Origin of the sequence: Kitasatospora sp. NPDC090091 (genome assembly GCF_044747365.1) — a bacterium.
Lineage (GTDB): Bacteria > Actinomycetota > Actinomycetes > Streptomycetales > Streptomycetaceae > Kitasatospora.
This window is the reverse complement of record NZ_JBIVDY010000008.1, coordinates 24,281-44,357: the sequence shown is the minus strand read 5'-3', so window position 1 is coordinate 44,357 and position 20,077 is coordinate 24,281. Positions and strand designations below refer to the sequence as shown.

Annotated in this window: 23 protein-coding genes; 10 read left to right on the top strand and 13 right to left on the bottom strand. The window is 74.7% G+C overall.

The genetic code is table 11. The features are described 5' to 3' along the window. Positions 1 to 102: 102 nt before the first annotated feature. From ACIPSC_RS15740 to ACIPSC_RS15730, 3 genes are read left to right on the top strand one after another with little or no spacing between them, the layout of a single operon-like run. Positions 103 to 1,119 (top strand): hemin ABC transporter substrate-binding protein, encoded by a 1,017-nt coding sequence (locus ACIPSC_RS15740; RefSeq protein WP_400826159.1) that lies wholly within the window; start codon positions 103 to 105, stop codon positions 1,117 to 1,119. Beyond that, complete coding sequence (locus ACIPSC_RS15735; protein ID WP_400826157.1) at positions 1,116 to 2,186, top strand: FecCD family ABC transporter permease; 1,071 nt, start codon at positions 1,116 to 1,118, stop codon at positions 2,184 to 2,186. The genes ACIPSC_RS15740 and ACIPSC_RS15735 overlap by 4 nt, the downstream gene beginning before the upstream one ends. Beyond that, on the top strand, positions 2,183 to 3,001 hold the full coding sequence (locus tag ACIPSC_RS15730) for a heme ABC transporter ATP-binding protein (RefSeq protein WP_400826155.1): 819 nt from the start codon (positions 2,183 to 2,185) through the stop codon (positions 2,999 to 3,001). Before ACIPSC_RS15735 ends, ACIPSC_RS15730 begins: the two co-directional genes overlap by 4 nt. A 40-nt stretch (positions 3,002 to 3,041) precedes the next feature. Here the strand turns inward: ACIPSC_RS15730 and ACIPSC_RS15725 are convergent, their stop codons facing one another. The 3 genes from ACIPSC_RS15725 to ACIPSC_RS15715 all read right to left on the bottom strand — a co-directional run bounded on the left by ACIPSC_RS15725 (position 3,042) and on the right by ACIPSC_RS15715 (position 5,083). Beyond that, complete coding sequence (locus ACIPSC_RS15725; protein WP_400826153.1) at positions 3,042 to 3,257, bottom strand: dodecin; 216 nt, start codon at positions 3,255 to 3,257, stop codon at positions 3,042 to 3,044. 89 nt (positions 3,258 to 3,346) lie between these two features. Then, positions 3,347 to 4,306, bottom strand: a complete 960-nt coding sequence (locus tag ACIPSC_RS15720) for an asparaginase (RefSeq protein ID WP_400826152.1) — start codon at positions 4,304 to 4,306, stop codon at positions 3,347 to 3,349. A 75-nt stretch (positions 4,307 to 4,381) separates the two neighbouring features. Continuing rightward, positions 4,382 to 5,083 (bottom strand): ABC transporter substrate-binding protein, encoded by a 702-nt coding sequence (locus ACIPSC_RS15715; RefSeq protein ID WP_400826151.1) that lies wholly within the window; start codon positions 5,081 to 5,083, stop codon positions 4,382 to 4,384. Between the two features lie 570 nt (positions 5,084 to 5,653). On the opposite strand from ACIPSC_RS15715, the gene dtd reads away from it, so the two are divergent. Further along, complete coding sequence (dtd, locus tag ACIPSC_RS15710) at positions 5,654 to 6,094, top strand: D-aminoacyl-tRNA deacylase (RefSeq protein ID WP_400826150.1); 441 nt, start codon at positions 5,654 to 5,656, stop codon at positions 6,092 to 6,094. 47 nt (positions 6,095 to 6,141) lie between these two features. Here dtd and ACIPSC_RS15705 read toward each other — a convergent pair whose 3' ends face one another. The 3 genes from ACIPSC_RS15705 to ACIPSC_RS15695 form a co-directional block, all read right to left on the bottom strand. Then, positions 6,142 to 7,104, bottom strand: coding sequence for a YgfZ/GcvT domain-containing protein (locus ACIPSC_RS15705; protein ID WP_400826149.1), 963 nt, complete (start codon positions 7,102 to 7,104; stop codon positions 6,142 to 6,144). Positions 7,105 to 7,114: 10 nt separating this feature from the next. After that, on the bottom strand, positions 7,115 to 7,579 hold the full coding sequence (locus ACIPSC_RS15700; protein WP_400826148.1) for a Fur family transcriptional regulator: 465 nt from the start codon (positions 7,577 to 7,579) through the stop codon (positions 7,115 to 7,117). A gap of 104 nt (positions 7,580 to 7,683) precedes the next feature. Next, positions 7,684 to 8,286: an FABP family protein gene (locus ACIPSC_RS15695; protein ID WP_313765049.1), complete on the bottom strand. Its 603-nt coding sequence runs from the start codon at positions 8,284 to 8,286 to the stop codon at positions 7,684 to 7,686. Between the two features lie 289 nt (positions 8,287 to 8,575). On the opposite strand from ACIPSC_RS15695, the gene ACIPSC_RS15690 reads away from it, so the two are divergent. After that, positions 8,576 to 8,944 (top strand): DsrE family protein, encoded by a 369-nt coding sequence (locus tag ACIPSC_RS15690; RefSeq protein WP_313765048.1) that lies wholly within the window; start codon positions 8,576 to 8,578, stop codon positions 8,942 to 8,944. Between the two features lie 60 nt (positions 8,945 to 9,004). Here ACIPSC_RS15690 and ACIPSC_RS15685 read toward each other — a convergent pair whose 3' ends face one another. The 7 genes from ACIPSC_RS15685 to ACIPSC_RS15655 all read right to left on the bottom strand — a co-directional run bounded on the left by ACIPSC_RS15685 (position 9,005) and on the right by ACIPSC_RS15655 (position 13,757). Beyond that, positions 9,005 to 9,280, bottom strand: a complete 276-nt coding sequence (locus ACIPSC_RS15685; RefSeq protein WP_400826147.1) for a DUF3099 domain-containing protein — start codon at positions 9,278 to 9,280, stop codon at positions 9,005 to 9,007. Positions 9,281 to 9,354: 74 nt separating this feature from the next. After that, on the bottom strand, positions 9,355 to 9,645 hold the full coding sequence (locus tag ACIPSC_RS15680) for a DUF1416 domain-containing protein (protein ID WP_093861460.1): 291 nt from the start codon (positions 9,643 to 9,645) through the stop codon (positions 9,355 to 9,357). A gap of 40 nt (positions 9,646 to 9,685) precedes the next feature. After that, positions 9,686 to 10,519, bottom strand: a complete 834-nt coding sequence (locus tag ACIPSC_RS15675; RefSeq protein WP_400826146.1) for a sulfurtransferase — start codon at positions 10,517 to 10,519, stop codon at positions 9,686 to 9,688. A 257-nt stretch (positions 10,520 to 10,776) separates the two neighbouring features. After that, positions 10,777 to 10,857, bottom strand: a complete 81-nt coding sequence (locus ACIPSC_RS15670) for an Ms5788A family Cys-rich leader peptide (RefSeq protein ID WP_350517234.1) — start codon at positions 10,855 to 10,857, stop codon at positions 10,777 to 10,779. A 269-nt stretch (positions 10,858 to 11,126) separates the two neighbouring features. Further along, entirely contained in the window at positions 11,127 to 11,843 is a 717-nt protein-coding gene (locus tag ACIPSC_RS15665) for a DUF2993 domain-containing protein (protein ID WP_400826145.1), read from the bottom strand. Positions 11,844 to 12,060: 217 nt separating this feature from the next. Then, positions 12,061 to 13,458, bottom strand: a complete 1,398-nt coding sequence (locus ACIPSC_RS15660; RefSeq protein WP_400826143.1) for a hypothetical protein — start codon at positions 13,456 to 13,458, stop codon at positions 12,061 to 12,063. Positions 13,459 to 13,463: 5 nt separating this feature from the next. Further along, complete coding sequence (locus ACIPSC_RS15655) at positions 13,464 to 13,757, bottom strand: MoaD/ThiS family protein (protein ID WP_238861137.1); 294 nt, start codon at positions 13,755 to 13,757, stop codon at positions 13,464 to 13,466. Positions 13,758 to 14,435: 678 nt separating this feature from the next. Between ACIPSC_RS15655 and ACIPSC_RS15650 the strand changes: the two genes are divergently transcribed. The 5 genes from ACIPSC_RS15650 (at position 14,436) to ACIPSC_RS15630 (ending at position 20,033) form a co-directional block, all read left to right on the top strand. Further along, positions 14,436 to 15,179, top strand: coding sequence for a winged-helix domain-containing protein (locus ACIPSC_RS15650; RefSeq protein WP_400826141.1), 744 nt, complete (start codon positions 14,436 to 14,438; stop codon positions 15,177 to 15,179). A 123-nt stretch (positions 15,180 to 15,302) separates the two neighbouring features. Beyond that, positions 15,303 to 16,355, top strand: a complete 1,053-nt coding sequence (locus tag ACIPSC_RS15645) for a LacI family DNA-binding transcriptional regulator (RefSeq protein ID WP_238861132.1) — start codon at positions 15,303 to 15,305, stop codon at positions 16,353 to 16,355. A gap of 89 nt (positions 16,356 to 16,444) precedes the next feature. Next, a complete protein-coding gene (locus ACIPSC_RS15640) occupies positions 16,445 to 17,656 on the top strand; it encodes a S1C family serine protease (protein ID WP_400826140.1) in 1,212 nt (403 codons plus the stop codon). A gap of 110 nt (positions 17,657 to 17,766) precedes the next feature. Next, positions 17,767 to 18,540 carry a response regulator transcription factor gene (locus ACIPSC_RS15635; RefSeq protein WP_400826139.1) on the top strand — a complete coding sequence of 258 codons (774 nt, stop codon included), beginning with the start codon at positions 17,767 to 17,769 and terminating at the stop codon, positions 18,538 to 18,540. Continuing rightward, on the top strand, positions 18,537 to 20,033 hold the full coding sequence (locus ACIPSC_RS15630) for a sensor histidine kinase (RefSeq protein WP_400826137.1): 1,497 nt from the start codon (positions 18,537 to 18,539) through the stop codon (positions 20,031 to 20,033). The genes ACIPSC_RS15635 and ACIPSC_RS15630 overlap by 4 nt, the downstream gene beginning before the upstream one ends. Positions 20,034 to 20,077 lie beyond the last annotated feature (44 nt).

Below are 20,077 nucleotides of genomic sequence, written 5' to 3'. Positions count from 1 at the left end.
GGCTAACCTAATATATGAGTCAAGAGTCCCGTCGCCCGTACGCGCCACCGGCCCGCCGGGCGGCGACAACTCCCGCCGAAGGGAAGAGTGTTGAGCAGCCGAATGATCCGAGACCGGGTGGCCCGCGGGCCCGCGCTCCTCCTGCTCGCCCTCGGCCTGCTGCTCACACCGACCGCCTGCGGACCGGCCGCCGGCCCCGCCGGCGTGGCCGCGGGAGCCGGCACCGCGAAGGCCCCCGACACCGTCGAGCCGCTGCCCGGCGAGCCGGCCCCGCACCTGCCGGCCACCACGGCCTCCGCCGACGGCCGCCAGGTCACCGTGGCCAGCGCCGAGCGGATCGTCCCGCTCAACGGCAGCCTCGCCGAGATCGTGTTCAGCCTCGGCCTCGGCCCCAAGGTGGTCGCCCGGGACGTCTCCACCACCTTCCAGCAGGCCGCCGCCCTGCCCGTGATCACCCAGGCCCACGACGTCTCCGCCGAGGGCGTGCTCTCGCTGCGCCCCACCGTCGTCCTCGCCGACCGCTCCACCGGCCCGGCCGAGGCCGTCGCCCAGATCCGCGCGGCCGGCGTCCCGCTGCTCGTCCTGGACGACGCCAAGCGGCTCGCCGACGTCGGCCCCCGGATCGACACCGTCGCCGCGGCGCTCGGAGTCCCGGACGCCGGCCGGCGGTTGAAGGAGCGCACCGAGCAGCGGATCGCCGAGGCGAAGGCCGCCGTCACCGCTCCCGGAGACCGCCCCAAGGTCGCCTTCCTCTACCTGCGCGGCAGCGCCTCCGTCTACCTGCTCGGCGGCCCGGAGTCCGGCGCCGGCTCACTGATCGAGGCGGTCGGCGGCGAGGATGCCGGCACCGCCGCCGGGCTCACCGGCGACTTCACCCCGCTCACCAGCGAGGCCCTGGTCAAGGCCGCCCCCGACGCGATCCTGGTGATGAGCAAGGGCCTGGAGTCGGTCGGCGGCGTCGACGGCCTGCTCAAGCTGCCCGGCGTCGCACAGACCCCGGCCGGTCTCGACCGGCGGATCGTCTCCGTGCCGGACGGCCGACTGCTCAGCTACGGCCCGCGCACCCCGCAGGTCCTACGCGAGATCGCCGGGCAGCTCCACCCGGCGGCCGCCCGGTGAGCACCGCCGTCCGGCAGAAGGGCCGCCCGCTGCCCGCCGTCCGCAGCCGCACCGCGCTGCTCACCGCCGGGCTGGCGGCCGCCCTGCTGCTCTGCGCCCTACTCGCGGCCGGCCTCGGCGCCTACCGCATCCCGCTCGGCGACATCCTCGCCTCCGGCGCCCACCGGCTCGGCCTCGGCGGGCACGCCCTGGACCGCGTCCCCGAATCCGTGCTCTGGAACGTCCGGCTGCCCCGGGTGGTGCTGGCCCTGCTGGTCGGCGGCTCGCTCGGCTGTGCGGGCGCGCTGATGCAGGGCGTGTTCGGCAACCCGCTGGCCGAACCCGCCGTGATCGGCGTCTCCTCCGGCGGCGCGGTCGGCGCCGTCGGCTGCATCGTGCTCGGCCTGGACGCCCTCGGCAGCTGGACGGTGACCGTCTCCGCCTTCGCCACCGGCCTGCTGACGGTCTTCGCGGTCTACGCGATGTCCCGCGCCGGCGGCCGCACCGAGGTGGTGACGCTGATCCTCACCGGGGTCGCCGTCAACGCCTTCTGCGGCGCGCTGATCGGCATCTTCCTGTTCACCGCCGACTCCGCCGCGATCAGCCAGGTCACCTTCTGGCAGCTCGGCTCGCTCGCCCAGGCCACCTGGGGCAAGGTGCTCGCCGTCCTGCCGTTCGCCGCCGCCGGGCTCGCGGCCGCCCCGCTCTACGCCCGTCGGCTGGACCTGCTGGCCCTCGGCGAGCGCCCGGCCCGCCACCTCGGCGTGGACGTCGAGCGGATGCGGCTGGTGCTGATCACCGTCGTCGCGCTGCTCACCGCCGCAGCCGTCGCGGTCAGCGGCATCATCGGCTTCGTCGGGCTGGTCGTCCCGCACCTGCTGCGGATGGCCGCCGGCCCCGGCCACCGCTTCCTGCTGCCCGCCTCGACCCTCGGCGGGGCGCTCGTCCTGGTCGCCGGCGACCTCGCCGCCCGGACCCTCGCCCAACCCGCCGAACTCCCGCTCGGGGTGCTCACCGCCCTGATCGGCAGCCCGTTCTTCTTCTGGCTGCTGCGCCGCACCAGGACCAAGCAGGGAGGCTGGGCATGAGGATGCGCACCCGCCGCGAGGTGCCCGAACGGCCGCTGCCGGGGGCCGAACTGCTCACCGCCGAGGCGGTCCGGCTGGCCGTCGGCGGACGCGAGCCGCTGGCCGGCGCCTCGGTGCGGGTCCGGGCCGGCGAGGTTCTGGCGCTGCTCGGGCCGAACGGCGCCGGGAAGTCCACCCTGCTCTCCGTCCTGGCCGGCGACGTCCCGCCGACCGCCGGCGAGGTCCGGCTGCACGGCCGCCCGCCGGCCGGCTACGGGGCCGCCGAGCTCGCCCTGCACCGGGCGCTGCTGCCGCAGTCCGCGGAGCTGTCCTTCCCGTTCCTGGCGGGCGAGGTGGTCCGGATGGGCCGCGCCCCCTGGGCCGGCACCCCGGCCGCCGCCGAGGACGGCGCGGTGGTCGCCGAGGCGATGGCCGCCACCGAGTCCGCCGCCTTCGCCGGCCGCCCGTTCACCGCGCTCTCCGGCGGCGAACGGGCCCGGGTCGCGCTCGCCCGGGTGCTGGCCCAGCGGGCCCCGCTGCTGCTCCTGGACGAGCCCACCGCCGCCCTCGACCTGCGCCACCAGGAGCTGGTGCTGCGGGTCGCCCGGGCGCGCGCCGCCGCCGGCGACGCCGTGGTGGTGGTGCTGCACGACCTCTCGCTGGCGGCCGCCTACGCGGACCGGGTGGTGCTCATGGCGGCCGGCGCCACCGTCGCGGACGGGCCGGTGGCCGAGGTGTTGCGGGCGCCGCTGCTGAGCGAGGTGTACGGCCACCCGGTGGAGGTGCTGCCGCACCCGCGCACCGGCGTCCCGCTGGTGCTGCCGGAGCGCGGGTAGCGCTGTCGTCCGCCGTCGCGGCGATGCGGGCGGCGGCGGGTCAGGCCTCGTCGTCCAGCCGGAAGCCGATCTTCAGGCCGACCTGGTAGTGCTGGATCCGGCCGTCCGCGAGGTGGCCCCGGACCTGCGTCACCTCGAACCAGTCGAGGTTGCGCAGCGTCCGGGACGCCCGCTCGACCCCGTTGCGGATGGCCGCGTCGATGGACTCGGTCGAGGACCCGACGATCTCGGTCACCCGGTAGACGTGCTCGCTCATGACCACTCCCTCAGCTGTGCGACGGCCCCCGGTCCACCGTGCACCGCGTCCGGGCGGTCCGCACGCCGGGGGCAGCCGGCCAGGGCGGCTCAGAAGGCGGCGCGGACCTCGCCCACCGGCACCCCGCCGCCGAGCAGCGGCGCGGCGCCGATCCGCTCCAGCGTGCCGTCCGCCGCCGTCACTCCCAGCCGGCGCAGCGCGGCCGCCAGGACCGGCCCGCGGGCCCGCTCGGCGCCGTCGTCGATCTTGAAGGCGAGCGCCCGGCCGTCCGGCAGCGCCACCACCTGCACCGCCTCGGCGCCCATCTTGGAGAGCGCGCCCGGCACCGCCCGCATCAGCCAGGTGTCGGCCCGGCGGGTGCCGGCCACGTACTCGGGGTGCGCCCGCATCGCGTCCGCGACCCGGCGCTGCGGGGTGCCCTCCTCGGCCAACAGCAGGGCGCGGTAGCCGCGGGCCAGGCCGGTCAGCGTGACGGCCAGCAGCGGCGCGCCGCAGCCGTCCACCCCGGCGTGCGCGACCGGCTCGCCGGTGGCCTCCTGCAGCGCCTCGCCCGCCAGCTGCTGGACCGGGTGGGCAGGGTCCAGGTAGCTGTCGGTGGGCCAGCCGTTGGCGACGCAGGCGGCCAGCCAGCCGGCGTGCTTGCCGGAGCAGTCCATCAGGATCGGCGCGCGCTCGCCGCCGGAGCGCAGGTGCCGCTCGGCCTCGGTCTCGTCCAGCGGGAGGTCCGCCGGGGTCTGCAAGGCGGACTCGTCCAGCCCGGCGGCGGCCAGGATCCGCCGGACGCCGTCCTGGTGGAACGTTTCCGCAGAGTGGCTGGAGGCCGCCAGCGCCAACAGCTCGCCCTCGATCTCCAGCCCCGCCCGCAGCGTGGCCACCGCCTGGAACGGCTTCGCGCACGACCGCGGGAAGACCGGCGCGTCCGGCGAGCCGAGCGCGAACTCCACCGAGCCGTCGGCGGCAAGCAGCACCAGCGAACCGTGGTGCCGGCCCTCGGTGAAGCCCGACCGTATGACCTCGGCGAGGACGGACAGGGCTGCGGAGTCGGTCATGGCGGAGGCCTTCCGGGGTGAGGGTGAACCGGGGGCGAGCCGGGCCCGCCCCCGCCCCCAGGGTGCCTCACCCGGTCAGAGCGGGCCGCCTGCGAGCAGGTCGTCGACCCGTGCTTCCCCATCACGGTACCTGCGGGTGATCTCCGCACTGCAGCCGTCCGCCGTCCGCAGCAGCAGCTGCCGCCGGCCGGACACCTCGCGCTCGTGCGCCCGGAGCCGGTCCAGCGCCGCCAGCAGCTCCTCCGCCGGGTGCGCGGCCAGGTCGGCCAGCTGGACGTCGCCCATCAGCGTGTCCGCCTCCACCTGCGACTGCAGGCCGCGCGGCGGCCCCAGGGTGACGTGCCGGGCGGAGCGCCGCACGGTGGAGGGGGCGTCGGTGAGGATGGCCGGCAGCCGGTCCAGCAGGGCCCCGGCCGGGGCGCCCTCGGCCCCCGCCGGCACCGGGACCGAGGCGCCGGGACGGCGGTCCAGCTCGGCCCTGAGGATGTCCATCCGCCCGTGCAGCAGGCGCCGCAGGTAGGAGAGGTCGGCCTCCTGCTCCAGGGTCTCCCGGCGCAGGGTCCGCAGCTGGTCCAGGCCGAGCCCCTCCAGGTCGGGCTCCGCCGCCGGGCCGTCCGCCGTCCGGTCCGCCGAGCCCTCCGGCGTCCGGTCGGCCGGTGCCCGGGCGGCGGGCGGGCCGGGGACGCCTCCCGGCCGGACCGGGCCGGCGGGGCCCGCCGGCTCCGCGCCCCCGGGCGCCCGACCGTACCGGTCCTGTGCCGCGCTGCTCGCGTCCATCAACCAACCACCTGCCGTCGTCCGATCCCGCCCGCTCGCGGCACCCCGTCGCCTGCCGCCGGTCCGGCCCGTTCCCGGGCGGCCGTCGCACGCCCGGCGCGGCCGCCCGTCGATGGACGGGTCGTCCGATGGCACGCCCCGGGCGCCCCCGGTGGTTCCCGCCCCCGGCCGGTGCCACCCGCCGGGGCGACACCGCCCGAACACCCGATCCACCGGTTCGGCCGCCCGGCCGAACCGGGCCCGGCGCGGCGGACCTTGACGCCCCGGACCCCTGGTACGGCCCCAGGGTGCCACCCCGCCCGTCGCCCGTGCACCGCCCGTGCACCCGAACGGCCCCCTGGCGAACGGGGGTGGCTGATATGACCGGGGCATTCCGCGGCGGAACCAGCACCAGACCGAGCGCGGGCGCACACCGTCCGGCGCGCGCCACACCGTCACGCGCCCCCACCGGAGGCACTCGGGAGCGGGGGCAGGCGGCCGCGTGAAGCCCGCGCGGAACCGCCGCAGGGCCGGGCGGCAGCAGGCCGGGGGGCCGTACGGCGGGTCGTCCGGCTCCGGCACAATGGCCGCATGCGAGCAGTGGTGCAGCGAGTGGCCGAGGCCCGGGTGACGGTGGCCGGCGAGACCGTCGGCGCGATCGAGGGGCCCGGGCTCTGCGTCCTGGTCGGCGTCACACACGACGACACCCCCGCCAAGGCGGCCCAGCTGGCCCGCAAGCTCTGGACCCTGCGGCTGCTGGAGGCCGACGAGAACGGCGTCGAGCAGTCCTGCTCCGACCTGGCCGCGCCGCTGCTGGTGATCAGCCAGTTCACGCTCTACGGCGATGCCCGCAAGGGCCGCCGCCCCACCTGGAACGCCGCCGCCCCCGGCCCGGTCGCCGAGCCGCTGGTCGACGAGGTCGTCGCCCAGCTGCGCGCGCTCGGGGCCAAGGTGGAGACCGGCCGGTTCGGCGCGGACATGCAGGTCGCCCTGGTGAACGACGGGCCGTTCACCGTGCTCGTCGAGGTCTGAGGCCTCGCGGGCCGCGGCGTCGGGGCGCCGCGGCTCCGGGGCCGGGCTCACTGCGGGACGATCACGTCCTGCGTCCCCGGCACCGTCCCGGCCAGCAGCACCGCGTCCACCGGCACGTTCCGCTTGACGATCGCCAGCGCGATCGGCCCCAGCTCGTGGTGGCGCGCCGAGGACGTCACGAAGCCCAGCGACCGGCCGTCCGGGTCCGAGGCGAGCCGCACCTCCGTCCCGTGCGGAGGCAGCACCTCCTCGGTGCCGTCCAGGTGCAGGAAGACCAGCCGGCGCGGCGGGCGGCCCAGGTTGTGCACCCGGGCGACCGTCTCCTGGCCCCGGTAGCAGCCCTTCTGCAGGTGGACGGCGGTCGCCAGCCAGTCCACCTCGTGCGGAATGGTCCGGTGGTCGGTCTCGAAGCCCAGCCGCGGCCGGTGGCCCTCGATCCGCAGCGCCTCGTACGCCCAGATCCCCGCCGCCGGGCCGTAGCCCGCGGTCAGCTCCTCCAGCCCGGCGCGCGGCAGGAAGAAGTCCCGCCCGTACGGCAGCTCGCGCACCGCCGCCGCACCGTCCGCCGGGGCGGTGGAGCCGGCCGGCAGGTGCACCACCGCGTAGTCGGCGGTCGCGTCCGCGACCTCGACCCGGTAGAAGAACTTCATGCTCTCCAGGTAGCCGACCAGCGCCTGCTCGGTGCCCGGCTCGACGTGCGCCCAGGTGGTGGTGCCGTCGTCGACGAGGTAGAGCGCGTGCTCGACGTGCCCGTTCGGGGAGAGCACCAGCGCCTCGGTGGCCTGCTGCGGCGGCAGTGCGCTGACGTGCTGGGTGAGCAGCAGGTGCAGCCAGCTCAGCCGGTCCGCACCGGTGACGGTGACGACGCCGCGGTGCGAGAGGTCCACGAAGCCCGCGCCCTGCGCGAGGTTGCGCTGCTCACGGAAGATGTCGCCGTAGTGGGCGGCCACGCCCTCGTCGGTTCCCTCGGCGGGGACGGCACCGGGCAGCGCAAGCAGCGGGCTCTTCATACCGGCCAGCTTACGACCCGCCCTCCGCGCGCTTGGCGGTGCAGTCGGCACAGCGGCCGAAGATGGCGAAATGCTTCAGGTCGGTGTCGAAGCCGTGCTGTTCGCGCAGGCTGTCGATCAGCGGGCGGGCGATCTCGGTGCCGGTCTCGGTGACCTTCTCGCAGTCCCGGCAGACCAGGTGCAGGTGGTGGTGGCGGCCGGCCAGGTGGTACGTCGGGGCGCCGTGGCCGAGGTGGGCGTGCGAGACCAGGCCGAGCTCCTCCAGCAGCTCCAGCGTCCGGTACACGGTGGAGATGTTGATGCCGCTGGCGGTCTTGCGGACGTGGCCGAGGATGTCGTCCGGGGTCGCGTGGTCGAGCACGTCGACCGCCTCCAGGACGAGCTGGCGCTGGGGCGTGAGGCGGTAGCCGCGCTCGCGCAGGTCCGCCTTCCAGTCGCTGGAGAGCTGCCAGTCGGTGGTGCCGGTGTCCGCCACGGTGCTGTCCCTGCCAAGGTCGGGGGTCCTGAGGCAAGTGTAGGGACCGGCCGACGGCCGGTCCCTACCTCCTGCACGCTTCGCGGGCTCCGTGCGGAGCCGGCTCAGCGGAAGAACGCGATGCCGTCGTCCGGCAGGTCGTTGATGTCCTTGATCAGCTGCGCCGGGCTGAGCACCTTCTTCAGCTGCGCGGACATGTACGGGCGCAGCTCCACCTCGGGCGCCGACTTCTCGCCGACCCAGAGCAGCTCCTCGTTGACGAAGCCGTACAGGCGCTTGCCGCCGGAGTACGGCGCCGAGCCCTCGATCCGGGCCACGGCGTCGGTGGCGACCTCGACCTGCGGCTTGCCGTCGGCCAGCTCGCCGTACCAGACCTCGACGGTGCCGTCGTCGCGGACGGAGGAAATCTCGATCCCCCGGGCGCCGCTGGTGCCGTGGGCGTTGCTGGTGATGCGCCAGAAGGCGTGCTCGTTCTCCAGCGGGCGGACCTTCTCGCCCTCCTCGTTCAGCACCCAGGTGCGGGAGCGGAACTCGAGGAAGGGGCGACCGTCGTGCCGGAAGACGACCTCCTGGCCGAAGTTGCACTTCTCCGCGCCAAGGCCCTCCTCGCCGGGCAGCGGGGCGTAGACGCCCGCGCCCTCCCAGGTGCCGAGGAGGAAGGCGAGCGGGACGACGTCCTTGTGGAGGTCAGAGGGGATCTCGATCATGTTCCTGGTCGCTGTCGTCGGTGTGGGACTGCTTCAACCGTACGGCAGCGGGTCAGCGCTGGCCCTGGTACAGCTTCATCACGGAGAAGATGGCGAACCAGGTGATCAGCACGGCCATGAGGGCCAGCAGACCGTCGAAGAACATTTCCAGACCGGACACGGGGGGCTCCCAGGCGGCGACAGTGTGGTGGATTTTGCTGGCGCTCACTCTATCCGCCGGGTGTCGGCGGGTCGCGGTGAGCCCCACCACGTCGCGGTTCCGGCGGGCATTCGTGGCTAAGGTGACGTCATGTCGTCGAAGAAGCTCGTAGTCAAGGTCACGGCCGGGGCCGACGCGCCGGAGCGGTGCTCCCAGGCCTTCACGGTGGCGGCGGTCGCCGCGGCCAGCGGGGTCGAGGTCTCGCTCTGGCTGACCGGGGAGTCCTCCTGGTTCGCCCTCCCGGGCCGCGCGGCGGAGTTCGAGCTGCCGCACGCGGCGCCGCTGCCGGACCTGATCGAGTCGATCCTGGCGGGCGGCGGCGGCATCACGCTCTGCACCCAGTGCGCCGCCCGGCGCGGGATCGAGGAGAAGGACACCGTCGAGGGCGTCCGGATCGCGGGCGCGCAGGTCTTCGTCAGCGAGATCATGGCCGACGGCGTACAGGCGCTCGTCTACTAGCACTGCGGGCGCTGCCGGTACTGCGGGTGCTGCGCCGGTGCAGGTCCGCCCGGGCGGGCGTCACCGGTCGGGCGGTTCGTGGTCGGGGCGGTTCCGGTCGTGGCCGGGGTCGTCCCACTTCGGGTCCTCCCAGCGCGGGTCGTTCCACCAGTCGTCCTCCGGGTCGCGCCGGTTGGCGAAGACCGCGGCGGCAGGCGGGATGACCATCGCGACCAGGCACATGCCGATCGCGGCCGGCACGGACCAGAACCGCACCACGCCCCAGGCCAGGACGAACAGCCCGAGGCAGACGCCCATCATGGCGAAGTAGTAGCGGTGTCGCCGGCGTGCCTGCACCCCTCCACGGTATGCCTGAGGGCCCCTGCTCGGCAGGGGCCCTCAGTGCGTGTCCGCGGTCGGACCGGCGGTCGTCAGACCGCGATCGCGACCTCGGTCAGGTTGCCCTGGGAGGCGACCACCTGGCGGTCCACGGTCTGGCCCGGGACCAGCGCGCGCAGGGTCCACTTGCCCGGGCGGGCGAAGAACCGGAACTGTCCGGTCGCCGAGGTGGGCACCTCGGCCGTGAACTCGCCGCCCTCGTCGAGCAGCCGGACGTAGCCGTTGACCGGCTCGCCGTCTCGGGTCACGGAACCCTGGATGATCGTCTCGTTCGCCACGTCAACTCCTGCCAGGTCCGGGCCGCCGGCCTTCGCACCGCACATGTCTTGTCTTCCCTTCTGACTTACGCGTGGAGCCGGTGGCTCAGTTGCCGAGCTCGATCGGCACGCCGACGAGGCTGCCGTACTCGGTCCACGAGCCGTCGTAGTTCTTCACGTTCTCCTGGCCGAGCAGCTCGTGCAGCACGAACCAGGTGAGCGCGGAGCGCTCGCCGATGCGGCAGTAGGCGATGGTGTCCTTCGCCAGGTCGATGCCCTCGGCCTCGTACAGCGCCTTGAGCTCGTCGTCGCTCTTGAAGGTGCCGTCGTCGTTGGCGTTCTTGGCCCACGGGATGTTCCGGGCGCTCGGCACGTGGCCGGGGCGCTGCGACTGCTCCTGCGGGAGGTGGGCCGGGGCGAGCAGCTTGCCGGAGAACTCGTCGGGCGAGCGGACGTCGACCAGGTTCAGGGTGCCGATGGCGGCGACCACGTCGTCGCGGAAGGCGCGGATCGAGGAGTCGGCGGCCTGCGCCTTGTACTCGGTCGCGGCGCGCTGCGGCACCTCGGAGACCAGGTCGCGGGAGTCGAGCTCCCACTTCTTGCGGCCGCCGTCCAGCAGGCGGACGTCGCCGTGGCCGTACAGCTTGAAGTACCAGTAGGCGTACGAGGCGAACCAGTTGTTGTTGCCGCCGTAGAGCACGACGGTGTCGTCGTTGGCGATGCCCTTGGCGCTGAGCAGCGCCTCGAAGCCGGCCTGGTCGATGAAGTCGCGGCGCACCGGGTCCTGGAGGTCCTTCTTCCAGTCGATCCGGACGGCGTTGCGGATGTGGTTCTTCTCGTAGGCGGAGGTGTCCTCGTCGACCTCGACGATGACGACCTTCGGGTCGTCCAGGTGGGCCTGGACCCAGTCGGCGTCGACCAGGACGTCGCTGCGGCTCATGGTGGTGTCTCCATCCGGGGGCGGTTGGCGGAAGGTGGTGCTGCTACGGGGGGTCCCCCGGCCGGGGCCGAGGAGGTCGTGCGGATCGCCCGGTGGCGGCCGGTCCGAATCCCTGTCCGAATACTGGGACGACGGAGGGTGCGCGGTACGGCCGGGCGGTGCTCTGCGGGGTACGGCGGGGACGGGCGGGCGGAGCGCCGGCCCTGGTCACCGGGGAAATCGGCGGCGGGCGGCAACTGCCCTGCCACTACGCCGAGTTAGCGCATTCGACACAGACAGGCGGCCACGCGGCACAGGTCTACCGCCCGCCGCTTCGTGAGGTCCGTCTGTCGCTTCATGCCGACGATGCTAGGGACACCGGGCGCCCGCTGTCATCAGCGTATCGAATAGCGAGACCAAAACATTCGCATGATGGGATTTGGCCATTCGCGGGGCGGCGGGCACCGGCCGGGGGCCGCCCGGAGGCCCGTGCGGGGGCGGGAACGACACCGCTCCGCGGCCGGCGCTGGACAGCGCGTCTCGCGGAGCGGAACGGTAGGGAGGGACGGGGGCCGGGGACGGGGTCAGGGGGCCCGGGGGCCGGGCGGCGGCGTGGTCGGGGCCATGGTCAGCCGATGAGCTTGACGTCCTTGCCCTCGAAGCTCAGCCGGAGGCCGTCCTCCTGCGGCGACACTCCGGCCAGGTTGAGTCCGGCCGGCAGCGCGGAGAGCGTGAAGCTGACCGGATCGATCTGCTGGTTGGACAGGCCCGCCAGCATCCCGGCCACCCCGCTGAGCTTGAAGCCGTCCACCGTGACGGTGTTGCCCTGGCTGTGCAGCACGCCCTCTCCCACCGGGAGCGGGCCCATCGAGGCCTTGATCTTGCCCGGGCCGCCGTAGGAGAGGCTCAACCGGGTGTTGCCGCCGATCGGGAGCTTGCCCGCGCTCGGCACCAGCTGGGACGCCGGCGGCATCAGCTGGGACAGGTCCGCGTACGTGACCAGGCCGGTGCCGCTGCCGTGGTCCACGGTGGCGCTCGTCATGCTGCCGCTCACCTCGACCCCGGACAGCTCGGCTTTGAAGGAGTGCAGGGCCACCTGGCGGCTGCCGTCGCCCACGGTCAGCCCGTCCGCCGAGATCCGGACGTCGTCCAGCTTCATCGACAGGGCCTGGGTGAGGAACGGGAAACCCTCGATCGACACGTCGGGGCGCTTGCTCATCCGGCCGCTCTTCAGCAGCTGGTCGGCGGCCTCGTCCTCGGCCACGCCGACGGCGATCCGGTCGGCGCCCGTCAGCAGACCGCAGAGCACCCCCACGACGATCGTCGCTTTCAGCCAACCGCGCATCGCTCTCCCCCGTCGTCGCCTGTCGTCGTCCTGCCGGTGTCTTCCTGCCGTGCTGTCCTGCGGTCGTCGTCCCCGCCCGGTCGCGGCCATCCGGTACGGCCGCTTCCGCACGACCGTACGACGTCCCGCCCCGGAGCATGGTTCCGGGGCGGGACGTCGTAAGGGTGCGGCGCCGTGGGCGGGGCCGGCCGGGCCGGAGCCCGGTGCGGCGCCGGGGTCAGCCGGCCAGCAGGCGGGTCGCGATCCAGACCAGCGGCGCGGCCACCGCCAGCGGCAGCGCCACGCCCGCCGTCATGTGCACGAAGCGGGACGGGAAGTCGTACCCGGCCACCCGGCGGCCGACCAGCGCACCGAGGCCCGCGAGGGCGCCGAGCGCCGGCGGCGCGCCCACGGCCAGACCGAACACCACCGCCGCGACCAGGCCGAGCACCGGCCCCAGCAGCTTCGGGCCGGGCAGCGGCGCCGCGGCCAGCACGGTGGCCAGCGCGACCGCGCCGACCGCCGCCGGCACCCAGTCGGCCAGCAGCAGCGCGGTGCAGAGCACCGTCACCACCGTGGCCGAGCCGAGCACGGTCAGCGCGTAGAACCGCTCCTTCGGGTCCGCCGGCCGGAACGTCTGCAGCACCATCACCAGCAGGAAGAACCCGCCGAGGGTGCCGACCACGGCCGCCGCGCCGCCGTTCGCGTCAGCCAGCAGCACCGCCGCGTCGGCGGTCAGGCCGGCCAGCGCGGCGAGCGCGATGCCCTGACGGGCCGGCCACATGCCGTTCAGGCGGAACCAGCCGGCCGCCGTCAGTGCCTGGAGCGGCGCCAGGGCCAGCGCGAGCCCGACCTGCCCGAGCGCGGCACCGCCGGCGAGCAGTGCGGCGGCGCCCGCGGTGATCAGGGCCGGCTGCAGGCCCGGGTCGATGATCGGCGAGCCGGTCCGGGCCGCCGGTGCGGGCGCGGCCGGCGGGCCGGGCTGCACCGGGACGGCGCCGGGCGGCGGCACGGCCGGGTACGGCCCGGCGGGGGCCTGCGGCCGGTGGCCGGCCGGGGGCGCCGGGCGCTTGAGCGTCATGGTCGGCGGGTCGAAGACCTGGGCCGGGGCCTGGCCGGGGGTGGGCACCGGGGCGGCGCCGGGCAGCGGGCCCGACGCCGCGACCGGCGGCAGCAGCGTGGTCGCCGCGGCGTCGTTCATCGCGGGGACCGGCGGCAGCAGCGTGGTCGCCGCGGCGTCGTCGACCGGCGGAAGGGGCGGCTGTCCGTACGCCGGACCGCCGTACGGCTGCGCACCGTGGCCCGGGAGCCCGTGGCCCGGAGCGTCGGCCGGCGCCCCGTACGGGTCCGGCGCGTAGCCCTGCCCGGGGGCGTACGGCTGCGCCGCGTGCCCCTGCAGTGCCTCCGGCTCCGGCACGTACGCCTGCTGCGGGTCGTACGGGCCGTACGCCTCCTGCGCCGGATACGGCTGCTGGGCGTCGTACGGCTGCTGCGGCGGGGCCTGCGGCGCCGGGGCCTGCGGGAACTGCGGCTGCCCGGGCTGCCCAGGCGCCTGCGGGTACGGGGGCCGGGCCTGCGGGTACTGCGGCTGCGGCCAGCCGCCCTGGGCGCCGTGCACCTGGTTCGGATCCGTCACGCCGCTCACCCTCCCGCGAACGGCGGGAGGACCTCGACCGTCCCGCCCTCGGTGAGGGCCACGGTCGCGTGGTCACGGCCGCCGACCGGCGAGCCGTCCACCAGGTACGAGCAGTGTCCGAGCAGCCGGACGAGCTTCGGCCGGTCCGCGTGCCGCTCCTTGGCCCCGGCCAGCGCCTCCGCCAGGGTCGCCGCCTCGTACGGCTCCTCGGCCAGCCCGGCCTCCGACTTCGCCGCCGCCCAGTAGCGGATCGTCCCGCTCACCCGGGCGGCCTCCGCCGGCTCCGTGGTCGCGCCCATGGCAACCCCTTCTCGTCGTCCTCGCCCGCGACCGGTGCCCGGTCGGGCCGCCATCGGAGCGGCCGGACACCACCCGAAAGGGGTATGCGCGCGGTGCCGCCGATGTGCGTCCCATGATGGCGTGTCCGTCACCGCGACCGGCAATCGCCCCGGCCCGCAGGCCGCCCGCGGACCGGCCGAGGCTGTGGCCAGGCTCACCCCGGATGCGCCCGGTTCGCCCGATGCGCCGCTCAAGGACCCTCCCGGCGCGGGAGCCGGTCGGCTATTCTCGTGCTCTGAGGGATCCGGGCAGAGTCGCCCCCGGATCCTTTTGTGCTTTCAGGACGCCAGTACGGACGTTCTTGCGATTCGTCGGCCCACCCCCGGCGCACCGCAGGAACCGCCCCGCCATTCGCGGCACAACGACGTGCCCGGGCCCGGCCGGGGTGTTCGGACACCCGGGCGCCGGGCCGCCGCCCGGTACCGGACAGACCGGAAGGTTCGCGGGATGAGCAGGGCAGGAACGGTGCCACGGGGGTTGCGGGACCCCCGGTGTGCGAGCCGTCCCGCCGTGCACGCCGGCGAATCCTCCGGAGGAGACCAGGCGTCCTCTCTCCCCCTCACCTCAGCACGAGCGCCATTCGGCTGTGGCGGCAGCCGCAACGCGACCGCGACGACCCGGAAAGGGGACTACCGGGTATGAGTTCTCTGCTCCTCCTCACCAACGCACTGCAGCCCTCCGCGGAGGTCCTGCCGGCCCTTGGCCTGCTGCTGCACAACGTCCGGGTGGCCCCGGCCGAGGGATCGGCCCTGGTCGACACCCCCAGCGCCGACGTCATCCTGGTCGACGGCCGGCGCGACCTGCCGCAGATCCGCAGCCTCTGCCAGCTGCTGCGCTCGACCGGGATCGGCTGCCCGCTGATCCTGGTGGTCACCGAGGGCGGCCTGGCGGCCGTCACCGCCGAATGGGGCATCGACGACGTCCTGCTGGACACCGCCGGCCCCGCCGAGGTCGAGGCCCGGCTCCGGCTCGCCCTCGGACGGCGGCTGCAGGAGTCCGTCGACGACAGCCCGATGGAGATCCGCAACGGCGACCTCTCGGTCGACGAGGCCACCTACTCCGCCAAGCTCAAGGGCCGGGTGCTCGACCTCACCTTCAAGGAGTTCGAGCTCCTCAAGTACCTCGCCCAGCACCCCGGCCGGGTCTTCACCCGGGCGCAGCTGCTGCAGGAGGTCTGGGGCTACGACTACTTCGGCGGCACCCGGACGGTCGACGTCCACGTCCGGCGGCTGCGCGCCAAGCTCGGCGTCGAGCACGAGGGGCTGATCGGCACGGTGCGCAACGTCGGCTACCGCTTCGTCGTCCCGGACAAGGGCGAGAAGGGCGAGAAGGGCGAGCGCGCCGAGCTCGCCCAGCGCGCCTCCGCCCCGGCGGAGGCCTGACCGCAGGCCGGGCGGGCGTGCCCGCCCGGCCTGTCCGGATTCGCCCCGGGCTGTCCAGGGGGATTCCGGCGGCGGGCCGAGCTCCCACTGCCCCGGCGGACGCCACACGCGTAGACTCCCCCCGTGGCCAAAGTGACGCGCGACGATGTAGCCCGACTGGCTGGTACCTCGACCGCGGTCGTCAGCTACGTCATCAACAACGGGCCGCGCCCGGTCGCGCCCGCCACCAAGGAGAAGGTGCTCGCGGCGATCGAGCAGCTCGGCTACCGGCCGAACAGCGTCGCCCAGGCGATGGCCTCCCGTCGCACCAACCTCATCGGCATGGTCGTCCCCGACGCCCGTCAGCCGTTCTTCGCCGAGATGGCGCACGCCGTCGAACGGGCCGCCTCCGAGCGCGGCAAGCTCGTGCTGATCGGCAACTCCGACTACGTGGACGACCGCGAGGTGCACTACGTCCGTGCCTTCCTCGGCATGCGGGTCTCCGGCCTGATCCTGGTCAGCCAGGGCCCCTCGCAGCGGGCCGCCGAGGAGTTCGCCGCCATGGAGGGGGCCAAGGTGGTGCTGCTGCACCGCCGGCCCGAGGCGATCGACGACGTCGCGGTGGTCACCGACGACGTGGGCGGCGCCGAGGCCGTCGTCCGCCACCTGCTGGAGGAGCACGGGCACCCGTACGTGGCCTGCTTCGGCGGCCCGGTCGACTCCCCCGCCCCCGGCGACCCCGTCATCGACCACGTCGAGGGCTGGCAGCGCGCCATGGACGCGCACGGCCTGCCCACCGAGCCGCACCTGATCGACGCGCCGTTCCACCGCTACGGCGCCTACGAGGTCGCGCTCGGCGTGCTGCGCTCGGCGGACCGCCCGTCGGCGATCTTCTGCTCCACCGACGACCAGGCGATCGGCGTCCTGCGGGCGGCCCGCGAGGTCGGTCTGCGGGTACCGGAGGACCTCGCGGTGGCCGGCTTCGACGACGTGCCCGAGGCCGCCCTCGCCGACCCGCCGCTGACCACCGTCGCCTCCGACCGCGACGCGATGGCGCGGGCCGCGGTGGACCTGGTGCTGGACGACTCGCTGATGGTGCCCGGTTCGGACACCGAGCGGGTGCGGAAGTTCCCGTCCCGCCTGGTCGTGCGCCGTTCCTGCGGCTGCCACCCGGACGGGGTCCCGACCCCGGCCTGACCAGGCTTTATGAGAAGTCAACGGGCTTCTCGGGCCCTTCTGAGCGGACTCTCACCGGATTCTCATCCGGCGGGCGGACGTTGGTCGGCATGAGCGATCACCAGCACCAGCACCGCAGCACGCACGGCGAGCAGTACGACGGGGGCCACCCGTACGGGTACAGCCATGGGTACGAGGGCGGCTACGCCGGCCACGGCGTCCAGGACGGCCAGGGCCACGGCGGTGCGGGGGACCGGGTCGTCCCCGGGACGGTCCTCGGCAGCACCACCGCCGGGTACCCGGCCGCCGGCAGCACGCCGGCCGGTCCGCCGCCCCCGCCGCCCGCCATGCCGCCCGCGCCGCCGACACCGCCCGAGGCGGGCGGCCCGGCCGCCCACGGCGGCGAGAGCGGCCACGGCGGCCGGGCCCGGCGGGGCTTCCTGCGCGGCCGGGTCGCGCTGGTCACCGCCGTCGCCGCGGTCGCCGCCGTCCTCGGCGGGGTCACCGGCGGCGTGGTCGCCGCCGAGCAGCACAATTCCGGCAGCCGCACCGGCACCATCGCCAGCCCGGTCGCGGCCCGCTCGGACGGCAGCGCCGACGTGGCGGCCATCGCCTCCGCCGTCTCGCCCAGCGTCGTCCAGATCACCGTGAAGACCGCGAACGGCACGGCCACCGGCACCGGGGTCGTGCTCGACAAGGACGGCCGGATCCTCACCAACTACCACGTCGTCGCCGGCGCGGCCGACGGCGGCCAGACCACCGTCACCTTCAAGGACGGCTCCACCGCCCGGGCCACCGTCACCGGCGCCGACAAGGGCCTCGACGTCGCCGTGATCACCGCGAGCGGCGCCAAGAACCTCACCCCCGCCACCCTCGGCGACTCCAGCGCCGTCTCGGTCGGCGACCCGGTCGTCGCCATCGGCAACCCGGAGGGCCTGACCGGCACCGTCACCTCGGGCATCATCAGCGCCGAGAACCGCGACGTCACCGTCCAGGTCGACGAGGGCACCACCAGCGGCAACGGCGGCTTCGGCTTCCCCAACCTGCCCGGCCTGCGCGGCAGCACCCCGCAGAGCGGCGGCGAGACCACCACCTACAAGGCCTTCCAGACCGACGCCGCACTCAACCCCGGCAACTCCGGCGGCCCGCTGATCAACGCGAACGGGCAGGTCATCGGCATCAACTCGGCCATGTACTCGCCGAGCGGCGTGGGTGCCACGGCCGGCGGCAGCGGCGCCGGCAGCGTCGGCCTCGGCTTCGCCATCCCGATCAACGACATCAAGCAGGTGCTCCCGCAGCTGCAGTCCGGCCAGAACCTCTAGATCCTGTCTCGGACGGGACAATTGCTCCGAGCAGGTCCCAGCGCCGGGCGCCTCCAGCGGCCCGGCACACCCCCAGCAGGCCCACCGACGACGAGAAAGGGCACCCGCCCATGACCCCGTCCGCCGACGACCGCACCCCCTCCGAGTCCGGGCAGCCCACTGCCCGGCTCCTCGTGGTCGACGACGAACCCGCCCTCCGGGACGCCCTGGAGAGCAGCCTCGCCTTCGAGGGCTACGAGGTCGCCACCGCCACCGACGGCTACGAGGCCCTGGAGGCCGTCGAACGCGACAAGCCCGACCTCGTCCTGCTGGACATCATGATGCCCCGGATGGACGGCCTCACCGCCGTCCGCCGGATGCGTTCGCGCGGCGACACCGTCCCGGTGCTGATGCTCACCGCGCGCGACGCCGTCGGCGACCGGGTCACCGGCCTGGACGTCGGCGCGGACGACTACCTCGCCAAGCCCTTCGAGCTGGACGAACTGCTCGCCCGGGTCCGCGCCCTGCTGCGGCGCAACGCCCTCGCCACCGAGGCCGCCGCCCGCGCCGCGGCCGCCGAGGACGACACCGAGGTGCTGGCCTTCGGCGACCTGCGGATGAACACCGCCACCCGCGAGGTCACCCGCGCCGGGCGGCCGGTCGAGCTGACCCGCACCGAGTTCATGCTGCTGGAGATGTTCCTCTCTCACCCGCGCCAGGTCCTCACCCGCGAACAGATCCTCAAGGCGGTCTGGGGCTTCGACTTCGAGCCCTCCTCCAACTCCCTGGACGTGTACGTGATGTACCTGCGCCGCAAGACCGAGCAGGGCGGCATGCCCCGGCTCATCCAGACCGTACGCGGCGTCGGCTACGCCCTCCGCCCGGCTCCCGGCACCCCCGCGTGAGCGACGCCGTCCCCCCGCCCCCGCTGGTCCCGCCCACCGTGCCCCGCCGCCGGCGCCTCCTCTCCTGGTACCGCGCCCGCTCGCTGCGCAGCCGGCTCACCTTCCTCACGGCGGCGGCGGTCGCGGTGGCGATCGCGCTGTCGGCGCTGGCCTGCTGGTTCCTCGTGGAGAAGCAGCTCTACGGCCAGGTGCGCAACGACCTGGCCAACACCCAGTTGCAGCGGGTGCGGCTCCCCCCGGTCTGTCCGGCCACCCTGGACGACGCCCTGAAGCAGGCCCAGCGCGAAACCCTGGGGCCGGAGCAGTCCGGCTCCGCCGTCCGGGACACCCAGTTCGTGGTGACCGACCCGCCCGGGGTCTGCCTGCCGCCCGGCACCACCAGGGCGGTCGTGATCGAGGCCGACGACGCCAAGGTCTTCCAGCTCCCGCCGAACCACTCGGTGTTCCGCAGCGGCCACTACACCAACGGCGCGTCCGCCATGGTCCGGGTCTTCTGGACGCACGCCAACTCGCCCACCGGGCCGCCCGTCCTGGTGATGGTGGCCACGCCCACCGAGCCGGTGGAGAACGCCCTCCAGAAGCTCGCCCTCATCCTCGGCGGTGTGGCGCTCGGCGGCATCGTCCTCGCGGGGATAGCGGGACGGTTCGTGGCCCGCTCGGCACTCAAGCCCGTCGACCAGCTCACCGACGTGGTCGAGCACATCGCCCGCACCGAGGAGGTCGGCGCCACCATCCCGGTGCAGGGCAGCGACGAGATCGCCCGGCTCGCCACCTCGTTCAACTCCATGTCCACCGCGCTGGCCAACTCCCGCGACCGGCAGACCCGGCTGATCGCCGACGCCGGGCACGAGCTGCGCACCCCGCTCACCTCCCTGCGCACCAACGTCGACCTGCTGATCCGCAGCGACGACACCGGCCGCCCGCTGCCCCCGGCCACCCGGACCAAGCTGCTCGGCAACATGAAGGCGCAGATGCAGGAGCTCACCGGCCTGATCGGCGACCTGCTGCAGCTCTCCCGGCCGGACTCCCCCAGGCCGGCCCGCACCCTGGCCGTCGTCGCCCTGCACGAGATCGCCGACCGCGCGGTCGCCCGGGCGAAGCTGCGCGGTCCGGGGCTGGTCTTCGAGACCGCCGTCGGGCCCTGGTACGTGCACGGGGACGCCGCCGCGCTGGAACGGGCGGTGATCAACCTGCTGGACAACGCGGTGAAGTACAGCCCGCCCGGCGGCACCATCGACGTCCGGCTCGACCAGGGGGTGCTGACGGTGCGGGACCACGGCCCCGGCATCCCGCCGGACGAGCTGCAGTACGTCTTCGACCGGTTCTGGCGCTCCCCGTCGTCGCGTCAGCTCCCGGGCTCCGGCCTCGGCCTGTCGATCGTCGCGCAGAGCGTCCGGGAGGCCGGCGGCGAGGTCTCGCTCGGCCCGGCCGCGGACGGCGGCCCGGGTGCGCTCGCCACCGTCCGGCTGCCCGGCGGCCCGGCCCCCGACTGAGCGGGGGCCGGAAAAGGCGGACGGGCGGGGCGCCCCGACAGCGC

What these genes read in the sequence shown, in the direction of transcription:
- ACIPSC_RS15740 (WP_400826159.1), top strand. Translation starts at nt 103, where the DNA reads ATGATCCGAGACCGGGTGGCCCGCGGGCCCGCGCTCCTCCTGCTCGCC.
- ACIPSC_RS15730 (WP_400826155.1), top strand. Translation starts at nt 2,183, where the DNA reads ATGAGGATGCGCACCCGCCGCGAGGTGCCCGAACGGCCGCTGCCGGGG.
- ACIPSC_RS15725 (WP_400826153.1), bottom strand. Translation starts at nt 3,257, where the DNA reads ATGAGCGAGCACGTCTACCGGGTGACCGAGATCGTCGGGTCCTCGACC.
- ACIPSC_RS15720 (WP_400826152.1), bottom strand. Translation starts at nt 4,306, where the DNA reads ATGACCGACTCCGCAGCCCTGTCCGTCCTCGCCGAGGTCATACGGTCG.
- ACIPSC_RS15715 (WP_400826151.1), bottom strand. Translation starts at nt 5,083, where the DNA reads ATGGACGCGAGCAGCGCGGCACAGGACCGGTACGGTCGGGCGCCCGGG.
- dtd (WP_400826150.1), top strand. Translation starts at nt 5,654, where the DNA reads ATGCGAGCAGTGGTGCAGCGAGTGGCCGAGGCCCGGGTGACGGTGGCC.
- ACIPSC_RS15705 (WP_400826149.1), bottom strand. Translation starts at nt 7,104, where the DNA reads ATGAAGAGCCCGCTGCTTGCGCTGCCCGGTGCCGTCCCCGCCGAGGGA.
- ACIPSC_RS15695 (WP_313765049.1), bottom strand. Translation starts at nt 8,286, where the DNA reads ATGATCGAGATCCCCTCTGACCTCCACAAGGACGTCGTCCCGCTCGCC.
- ACIPSC_RS15690 (WP_313765048.1), top strand. Translation starts at nt 8,576, where the DNA reads ATGTCGTCGAAGAAGCTCGTAGTCAAGGTCACGGCCGGGGCCGACGCG.
- ACIPSC_RS15680 (WP_093861460.1), bottom strand. Translation starts at nt 9,645, where the DNA reads ATGTGCGGTGCGAAGGCCGGCGGCCCGGACCTGGCAGGAGTTGACGTG.
- ACIPSC_RS15675 (WP_400826146.1), bottom strand. Translation starts at nt 10,519, where the DNA reads ATGAGCCGCAGCGACGTCCTGGTCGACGCCGACTGGGTCCAGGCCCAC.
- ACIPSC_RS15670 (WP_350517234.1), bottom strand. Translation starts at nt 10,857, where the DNA reads ATGAAGCGACAGACGGACCTCACGAAGCGGCGGGCGGTAGACCTGTGC.
- ACIPSC_RS15665 (WP_400826145.1), bottom strand. Translation starts at nt 11,843, where the DNA reads ATGCGCGGTTGGCTGAAAGCGACGATCGTCGTGGGGGTGCTCTGCGGT.
- ACIPSC_RS15655 (WP_238861137.1), bottom strand. Translation starts at nt 13,757, where the DNA reads ATGGGCGCGACCACGGAGCCGGCGGAGGCCGCCCGGGTGAGCGGGACG.
- ACIPSC_RS15650 (WP_400826141.1), top strand. Translation starts at nt 14,436, where the DNA reads ATGAGTTCTCTGCTCCTCCTCACCAACGCACTGCAGCCCTCCGCGGAG.
- ACIPSC_RS15640 (WP_400826140.1), top strand. Translation starts at nt 16,445, where the DNA reads ATGAGCGATCACCAGCACCAGCACCGCAGCACGCACGGCGAGCAGTAC.
- ACIPSC_RS15635 (WP_400826139.1), top strand. Translation starts at nt 17,767, where the DNA reads ATGACCCCGTCCGCCGACGACCGCACCCCCTCCGAGTCCGGGCAGCCC.